Here is an 8,746-nt window from a genome sequence, read left to right on the forward strand (position 1 = left end):
GAATTACATGAATTTATTAAACCTTTACCAAAACGGCCTCCCGCAGCTTGCCAATCACATCACTCAGATTACCCGTATTCAAGCGGTAACTCAGAGGATGAGCAATCAATCGCGCCGTGCTTTCATACAGACTAGCAATTTCAATCAAACCATTTTCGCGCAAAGTCCGCCCTGTAGAAACCAAATCTACGATCGCTTCTGACATACCAGTAATTGGCCCTAACTCTACTGAACCATACAATGGCACTATTTCCACAGGTAAATCCAGGCTATGGAAATATTCACGAGCGCAATTTACATATTTTGAAGCAACTCTACCATGCGGTGGTAAATCTAAAGGCGAGCGGTAAGAACTTGATTCTTTTACCGCCACTGACATCCGACAATGACCAAACTGCAAATCTACCAAGTGGGCAACTTGCGGCTGCTTCTCTCGCAGCACATCGTAACCAACAACCCCTAGTTGTGCTTGACCATATTCCACATAAACAGGTACATCTTGCGCCCGTACCAGTAAAGCTTTTGCAACTCCCTTAGTGTCAGGAATTTGAAGTTGGCGAGTTCCTGAATCTAAAAAAGCACTAAAATCTAATCCGACAGCTTGTAGCAAGCGGATGCTATTTTTAAGTAGTTCCCCTTTTGGCAATGCAACAGTCAGCATTTTTTTGATTGGTATCCTTAGCGTCTTGGCAGTTGAATAATATTGAGAATATCTCTATATGCTTACCACAAGCAGCATGAGAATTTTATTAGTTGATGATGAAGTTGAACTAACTCAACCTTTGAGCCGCTTGTTAACTCGTGAGGGTTATGCCGTAGATGCCGTTTATGATGGGACATCTGGCAGCGAACTTGCACAGACTGGCAGTTATGACCTACTTATTTTAGATTGGATGCTGCCAGGAAAAACGGGGTTAGAGATTTGTCAGGAATTGCGCCGCCAAAGCAAAACCACTCCCGTATTGTTTCTTACAGCTAAAGATACTCTTGATGACCGCGTACAAGGTTTAGATGCTGGTGCGGACGATTACTTGGTTAAACCTTTTGAACTACGGGAATTATTAGCAAGAGTCCGTGCTTTATTGCGTCGTTCTGGTACTCAAATTTATGAAACCACCACCGGACGTTTAACCGTTGCTGATTTAGAACTCGATTGTGAAAATCAAGTAGCCTATCGCCAAGGACGAATAATTGAGCTATCGCAAAAAGAAAGTCAGTTGTTGCAATATTTTATGGAACACACTGGACAACTTCTGACTCATGCCCAAATTATGCAAAATTTGTGGCAAGAGTCAGAACAACCCAGTAGCAATGTGATAGCGGCATTAATTCGCTTGCTGCGGCGTAAGATTGAGGTAGGTAAAGAAACTACGCTGATTCACACAGTCTACGGCAAAGGCTATCGTTTCGGCGCTTCCTCAGTGGAGTCGGTTTAGCGGCCTGTTTCGACTCACAAAGATTTGGTTAATTGTTTAGGAGAATCACTGATATTTCTCAGTCTTTGCGGCTTTAATTCCTGTCGAAGTTTGTAGTCGAGGGATAAATCCACAGGCATCATAATTTGTGAAATCCCCTTTCAGAGACGAAGCTGATTATTTGCACCCATATCTTCTTTACTAAATCCAAGAAAAATCTCGGAATTTTCCATAAGGGTTGACGGCAAACGATGGCATTAGCATTTGCCACAAATAGATAAGCATTGGTAACAAAACAGGTTGTGTTGCTAACAAACGGATAAGTGTCGTTACTAACGAATAAGCATTGGTAACAAAATAAGTTGTATTGGTAATGAACGCATAAGTTTCGTTACTAACAGATAAGCATTGGTAACAAAACAGGTTGTATTGCCAACAAACGGACAAGCTGTGGTAGGAACAATAACTTTATTCTTAACAACACCTCCAGACAGCATTACCAATGTTTTCAACGATTTTCTCTATTGTTGGCTTGTCAATAGTATAGTGGCGATCGCACTCACAACAGCCATCAGCGTCCCAGGTTGCATAAATGCACTACAAACTTACAGCAGCTTTCATTTAATTTAACCACATCGTAAACTTGTTGTAATTAACAAAATTTAGCTTGTAGTATTAGAGGTTGTTTTAAAAGTGTTTGGCTGTGATTTTAATCACATTTTCACCCCCCTTAATCCCCCCTTGTAAAGGGGGGAAACCGGAAAATATGGATATAGTCGAGCTTAATATTTACCCAAAAAATGACTAATTTGGAGTTGCAGTTTTTCTTGTAATTGTTGCGCTTGTTGATAAGCAACTGCACGCCCTTTCTTTGAGTAGTTGTCCAATTCTACTGGTTGCAAAGGTTGAATAAAGTAACGCAAACGAGTTCTCATTGCCCAAACTCCCATTGAGGGAAACAGAAGTAAGGCAAACATCAAAGGCGACAAAGGTAAGAATGGTAGTTTGACTAATCGTTGTAACTTGGTGAAATTAACAGCCCAAGGATGCAGAGATTCACTGCCGATGCAAACGACTGGCAGAATGGGAATATGATAGCGATCGCTCAACTGAATAAAACTCACATGAAACTTTTCTAGTTGATAGCGTCTTCTCCAACCTTTACCAGGCCCGCGAGTACCTTCGGGTGCATATAAAAGAATTTTACCTTGGGCAATAGCTGACTCAAAATCATCTAATTCGGCTCGCACTCCACCTAAAACCTGCGACCATTGAGGTGGTAGCCACCAAATCACCCAAGGATGCTCAAATAATACTGGATTTGCTATCGGTTGGACTACCCATCCTTTGGCTTCACTTAATAAATAAGCCAAGGTTAAAAAGTCCCAAGGAAAACACATCCCGGCATGATTCATTGCCACAATCAATGGCCCTGTTGGCGGCAAGTTTTCAACTTGTTGTAACTCTCCCCGAAAATAGTATTTAACGATAGGGGCCAGAATTTCTTTGCCAAAAGCTTGTTGATATTTAGGATCGAATTCACCAACTTCTTTTCGAGGTGAACGAAAACCCAGACGCAACCAACGACTCAGCAACGCTAGATAAAATCCACCAGGAATTAAAAATAATCCATATTCTAGCCAATTCCAACCATCTGGATCTGGGTGGTAGTGCTGCCAATGGCGATTGAATAAAATTAGCCACCCTGGAGGATACCAAAGACAAAACCAATCAAACCAGTTAAATATATAGCCTTCACCTGGTACATTTTCCTGTTGACTGTTTAATAAGTTTTCCGAGCGTTGATTAATCAAAACAGTTAAAAATTAGGATTAGGCAAAATGATTTTATTAAAAGCGCATTATAGCTTCTTAGTTTTGTAACTGCCATCTTACCAGAGAAGTACACGGATAAAGGCATAACGTGTTGTGCCCATACGATTATCTGTAACTCACCATTTGGCAATCTGCCGTAGTTGCTATACTAGCGAGATAAAAGCTTTTATCAAATCCAAAATGAGCTTGTATATAGATACTTGTTATATAAAAAATATGAAAAATTAATATCAATGCAATTCATGAAAATATCACGCGCCACCAATTTTTTAGCTGTGCGCGATCGCCGATCGGAATTTAATTAAACCGCTTTAAATAATACTATTGTGAATCTTATATCAGGCAAAATTTAATGTTTATTTTAGATATACCTTCTACAGCCAACAGTAAGCCACGAACACTGATAACTGAATATTGATGTTCCGCCAAAAGATGAAATTGATAACGACTGATGATTATTAAAACTCATCCTCAAGCTGGAGACGAATGGCGAGACATCTGTCCTACTCTTCCTACTATGGAACTAAGAAAACCAATCAAAATTTCAGATTTGATCCGCGAACTTCGGCAGCAACTCCATCTTTCTCAAGAAAAGTTTGCAGCCAAGTTAGGAGTTTCCTTACGAACAATCAATCGTTGGGAGAACGGATCTACAGTGCCTTCACAGATGGCACTAAAGCTGATTGAAGAAATGTTAGAAAGGATGGGCAAAGCAGATAAAAGATTAGTGAATGAGTATCTCCCAAAATCGGAGCAACGGGAGGACTTTTAGGATGGCGGTGAAAGTACCTGAAAAAATTTGGATAATGCGTTATCGCTTCATAGCATTTAGTGTGATGATTTTGGCAGTCATAACGGCACTGCTGTTGACAAAAGTGTTACTGCCAGTTTTCGATCCGAGCGTGTTGACATTATTTTATGCTGCTGTGGCAGTCAGCGCCTGGTATGGTGGTATGAAACTGGGAGTACTAGCGATCGCTTTATCTGTGACAACTGCGCTCTATTTCTCGATCGATCCAGTCTACTCCTTCGATTTCCTCAGTCTCAAAGTTCTGGTACGATTAACCACATTCTCACTAGTATCCTTCTTAATTACTGCGCTTTCTTCAGAGTTGCGAACTGCTAGACGCAAAGCAGAGACAAGCCTCAAATTGTTGCAAAATAGCGAAATGCGGTTTAGCCGACTGGCAGAATCTAACATCATTGGGGTAATCGTAACTGATATCAACAACGGCTTCATCATCGAAGCTAATGATGCTTTTCTGAAGATGATCGGCTATACGCGAGAAGATTTCTCGGCTAACCAAATCAACTGGCGCGAGATTACCCCACCTGAGTATCTTCTTTTGAGCGAACGTTTAGTGGAAGAAGTGAAAACTACAGGAATATGTAAGCCTTTTGAGAAAGAATACATTCGTAAAGATGGCGATCGCATTCCGGTTCTGCTCGGTTCTGTAATGCTGGGAGATAATCAAGAAACGGTCATTGCCTTTGTTGTTGATTTGAGCGAACAGCAAGCGGCGCTACGCGATCGCAAACAAGCAGAAGCGGCATTACAGCAAGCCAATCAGCGGAACACACGCACTCTAGAAAACATGAGTGATGCATTTATTACTCTAGACCGGGACTGGCGAATCATCTACCAAAATGCCGAAGCAGAGCGAATTAACGGTAAACCCCGCACAGAGGTCATTGGTAAGTTGCACTGGGAGGAGTGGCCGATATCGTTAGGCACAAATTTAGAGCTAAATTACCGACGGGCGATGGCAGAGCAAATTCCCGTCCATTTCGAGTATCACTACTACTTACCACCCAAATATGACTTGTGGCTGGAAATTCACGCCTATCCTAGTGAAGATGGTCTTGACATTTTCTTCCGAGACATCACTGAACGCAAACAAGTAGAACAAACTTTGCGACAGAAAGAGGAACGTCTGAGGTTAGCGAACGAGCGGTTTGAGTTAGCCGCATCTGCGGTCAACTGTCTGATTTATGACTGGAATATAGAACAAGATAGCGTTGAAAGAACTGATGGGTTAACTCGAATTTTGGGCTATTCTCTTGCAGAAGCTGAAGCAACTGGTAGTTGGTGGCGTGAGCTTGTCCATCCAGAGGATTTGCAATATGTACAAGAAGAAGCGCGAGTTGCTTTGGCAAATAGCGATCGCTATGCTGCGGAGTACCGAATTCGCAACAAAAACAATCAGTACATCTATGTATTAGATCGAGGAATAGTGGTGCAACGGGATGCTGATGGCAAGCCAGTACGTTTAGTTGGTAGCACTACAGATATCAGCAAACGCAAACAGGCAGAAGCAGCAATTCAAGCAAGTGAGGAACGGCTCAGGAGTTTTGTGAAAGCTAATATAGTTGGCATTCTCTTTGGTGATGTGAATGGTAGCATCACTGAAGCCAACGACGAGTTTTTGCGAATTGTCGGCTATACCCAAGAGGATATCCAAGCAGGTAGATTAAGCTGGGCTGATATCACGCCATCTGAGTATCAATATTTAGACGAATTGGCTATTGCCGAAGCAATAGCGAAGGGAACCTGTACTCCTTATGAGAAGGAATTTATTCGCAAAGATGGTTCCAGCGTCCCAGTTGTAGTTGGCTACTCCCTTTTAGGAGAATCTCGGCATGAATCAGTCGCATTTATTCTGGATATTAGCGATCTCAAACAAGCTAAAAAAGCACTGAGTCAGAGCCAAGAGCAATTTCAAGCTTTTATGGATAATATTCCTGCCGCCGCATGGATTACGAATGCATACGGACGCGTACTTTACCTGAGTCCAACTTATTTGAGCATGTTCAATGTAGCAACAAATAAGGCGATCGATAAAAACATTTTTGACCTATACCCAGTCCAAATTGCTCAACCCCTCCTCGATAACATTAGAATAGTTGCCGAAAGGAATCAGGTTGTTCAAACGATTGAGTCTGCCCCACGCACAGATGGCACCCTTGGCGAATTTTTTGTTTATAAGTTTCCGATTGCCGATGCCTCTGGTCAACGTTTGGTAGGAGGGGTTGCAATTGACATTACCGAACGCGAACGCGCCCTTCGCGAACGTCAGCTTGCAGAACAAGCCTTACAAGAGCGCAGTGAAAGACTTAAACTGCTTTCGGAAACGACCAGTGATTTGCTTTCAACCGAGCGCCCCTTGGATCTAATGAACAGCTTGTTTAGCAAACTCTCGGCGCAAATGGATTTGCACTGTTACTTTCACTATTTAATCGATACACACGAAAATAAGCAGAAACTTCGGTTAGTAGCTTGGAACGGCATTACTGATGAAGTATTTCAAGCAATTGAATACCTGGAATTTAATCAAGGGATATGCGGACTAGTGGTGCAAGAACGCCGTCAAATCGTCGTCAATAATGTGCCGCACTCTACCCATCCCCATGCCGACATCCTCCATGCTTTAGGAATTACAGCCTACGCAGGTCAACCGTTAATTGCTCAAGGAAAGCTGCTTGGTGTCCTCTGCTTTGCCAGTCGCACCCGTACCAATTTCACTTCTGGGGAAATAGCTTTATTACAAGCAACTTCCGATCAGGTGGCGGTTGCTCTGGAACGCGCTCAGTTAATGGCTTCGTTACAGCGACGCAAAGAAGAATTAATCCAAGCTAATCGAATCAAAGATGAGTTTTTGGCAGTGCTTTCCCACGAACTTCGCACGCCGCTAAACCCGATTTTGGGATGGTCGAAATTACTACAAACGAAAAAGTATGATGAAGAAACCACTACTCGCGCTCTCGAAACCATTGAACGCAATGCCAAGCTGCAAACCCAATTAATCGAAGATTTACTGGATGTTTCTCGCATTCTCCAAGGTAAACTGAGTCTGAATATTGCTTATGTGAATTTAGAAACTGCGATCGCCGCAGCAATAGAAACTGTACGTCTAGCCGCTGAAGCCAAATCGATCGATTTGCAATTTACGATTTTAGACTTCGACGCAAGCACTCAGTCCTTACCTGCGGGACGCTACGCGAAGGACAAGGCTCAGGAACCATCGAAGGATTTTGGATTAGACAATTCTCAAATAAATTTAGACTCTATCGATTTTAATCAGCAACCTAACAATTTAAAATGCCAAACTTCAAATTCTAAATTTTTAGTTAGAGGTGATTCCAGTCGTTTGCAGCAAGTTATCTGGAATCTAGTTTCCAATGCTATTAAGTTTACACCCCAAGGTGGAAAGATAGAAATCAGTTTAGAGTCTGTTGGTTCTCAAGTTCAATTGCGAGTCAGTGATACAGGTAAGGGAATTAGCCCTGACTTTTTACCATTCGTCTTTGACTACTTTCGACAAGCTGATGGCGCAACCACTAGAAAATTTGGCGGACTAGGCTTAGGATTAGCTATTGTTCGTCACATTGTCGAGCTACATGGCGGCACAGTTAAGGCAGAAAGTTTGGGTGAAGAACAGGGAGCAACCTTTACAGTCATGCTACCGTTAATTAAGGTCGATCTAAATAGCCATCAGATAGCCTCTCAAGCTGATAATTTGCCCGATTTCAAGGGGTTGAAAGTTCTGCTTGTGGATGATGAGCGGGATACACGAGAGTTAATTGCTTTCATTTTGGAGCAATCTGGCGCGGTAGTAATCCAGGCGGCATCTGCGATGGAAGCACTACGAATTATGCCTCAGTTCCAGCCAAATTTGCTGTTAAGCGATATTGGAATGCCAGAAGTAGACGGCTATATGCTGATTCGTCAAATTAGAGCTATGTCACCAGAACTTGGAGGAAAAATTCCCGCGATCGCTCTTACAGCTTATGCTGGTGAGGTTGATTATCAACAGGCAATTGCCGCCGGATTTGGGCAGCATATCACCAAACCAGTGGAGCCAGCTAAATTACTTCGTGCGATCGCTAACCTAATTTATAGTTGTAGCAATTGTTAATAGATAGACTCCATAATTTTGTATTTATAAGCTTTCAAACCAGAAAGCAACATTACTACACTTGCCTCATCGGTGAGAATCCAAACTAAACTTACTATTTGTCAATTAGAAATTATGCTGGAAATGGAGACGAAACGAAGTAACTAAATTAACTACCGTACTGCACTTAGTGGGCAAGAATGAATCATGTGTATCGCTAGAGTTTAGTCTAGTTCTCGGTGCGAAACTCAGAAGGCTCATTCTATAAAGCCTAAAAGCCTTAGTTTTAGTTCCTAGAAACATCTTAAATTCGTATGCTTATTTTTTTTTGGAAATTTACTTTTGCACCGGCTTTATCGTCGAACTAGTCTAAACCCAGGTATTAAGATGAGGCGATCAACTGCTCAAAAATTATCTTTCCGACCCGATTTTTAGCAATATTTTAAGTACTATTCTCTATTGACAAATGATATTTGACCTTGACCTCTCACGAATGCACCTGCTCAATTTCTCATGTTTTATATCTAGCAAGCTTTTTGCTGTTTTTTATCCATCGAACTTGCGTTAAATTAACCCACCTAATGTGGCTCTGGGATAAACA

The 8,746-nt window shown here is 41.9% G+C and carries 6 protein-coding genes; 4 read left to right on the forward strand and 2 right to left on the reverse strand.

Features of this window, described 5'->3' with window-relative positions; translation table 11 throughout:
- Positions 1-16: 16 nt before the first annotated feature.
- Positions 17-661 (reverse strand): ATP phosphoribosyltransferase, encoded by a 645-nt coding sequence (hisG, locus tag ACR5KR_RS35030; RefSeq protein WP_445629718.1) that lies wholly within the window; start codon positions 659-661, stop codon positions 17-19.
- Positions 662-737: 76 nt separating this feature from the next.
- On the opposite strand from hisG, the gene rppA reads away from it, so the two are divergent.
- Together rppA and ACR5KR_RS35040 are read left to right on the forward strand one after the other, a co-directional pair.
- Positions 738-1,436: a two-component system response regulator RppA gene (gene rppA / locus ACR5KR_RS35035; RefSeq protein WP_445632011.1), complete on the forward strand. Its 699-nt coding sequence runs from the start codon at positions 738-740 to the stop codon at positions 1,434-1,436.
- Positions 1,437-1,823: 387 nt separating this feature from the next.
- Positions 1,824-2,045 carry a hypothetical protein gene (locus tag ACR5KR_RS35040; RefSeq protein WP_448270020.1) on the forward strand — a complete coding sequence of 74 codons (222 nt, stop codon included), beginning with the start codon at positions 1,824-1,826 and terminating at the stop codon, positions 2,043-2,045.
- Between the two features lie 152 nt (positions 2,046-2,197).
- On the opposite strand, the gene ACR5KR_RS35045 is transcribed toward ACR5KR_RS35040, so the two are convergent.
- The gene (locus tag ACR5KR_RS35045; RefSeq protein ID WP_448270022.1) at positions 2,198-3,229 is read right to left on the reverse strand and encodes a 1-acyl-sn-glycerol-3-phosphate acyltransferase; all 1,032 of its coding nucleotides are present in this window, start codon (positions 3,227-3,229) and stop codon (positions 2,198-2,200) included.
- A gap of 472 nt (positions 3,230-3,701) precedes the next feature.
- Here ACR5KR_RS35045 and ACR5KR_RS35050 point away from each other — a divergent pair, with 472 nt between their 5' ends.
- Both ACR5KR_RS35050 and ACR5KR_RS35055 read left to right on the forward strand, forming a co-directional pair.
- Positions 3,702-4,022, forward strand: a complete 321-nt coding sequence (locus tag ACR5KR_RS35050) for a helix-turn-helix domain-containing protein (protein WP_448270024.1) — start codon at positions 3,702-3,704, stop codon at positions 4,020-4,022.
- A gap of 1 nt (position 4,023) precedes the next feature.
- Positions 4,024-8,166: a PAS domain S-box protein gene (locus tag ACR5KR_RS35055; RefSeq protein ID WP_448270026.1), complete on the forward strand. Its 4,143-nt coding sequence runs from the start codon at positions 4,024-4,026 to the stop codon at positions 8,164-8,166.
- Positions 8,167-8,746 lie beyond the last annotated feature (580 nt).

The sequence above is a fragment of the Nostoc sp. DSM 114159 genome (genome assembly GCF_053470285.1).

Excerpts from the sequence above, each read along its gene's own strand:
- rppA (WP_445632011.1), top strand. The coding sequence starts at position 738 with ATGAGAATTTTATTAGTTGATGATGAAGTTGAACTAACTCAACCTTTG.
- ACR5KR_RS35050 (WP_448270024.1), top strand. The coding sequence starts at position 3,702 with ATGATTATTAAAACTCATCCTCAAGCTGGAGACGAATGGCGAGACATC.
- ACR5KR_RS35055 (WP_448270026.1), top strand. The coding sequence starts at position 4,024 with ATGGCGGTGAAAGTACCTGAAAAAATTTGGATAATGCGTTATCGCTTC.
- hisG (WP_445629718.1), bottom strand. The coding sequence starts at position 661 with ATGCTGACTGTTGCATTGCCAAAAGGGGAACTACTTAAAAATAGCATC.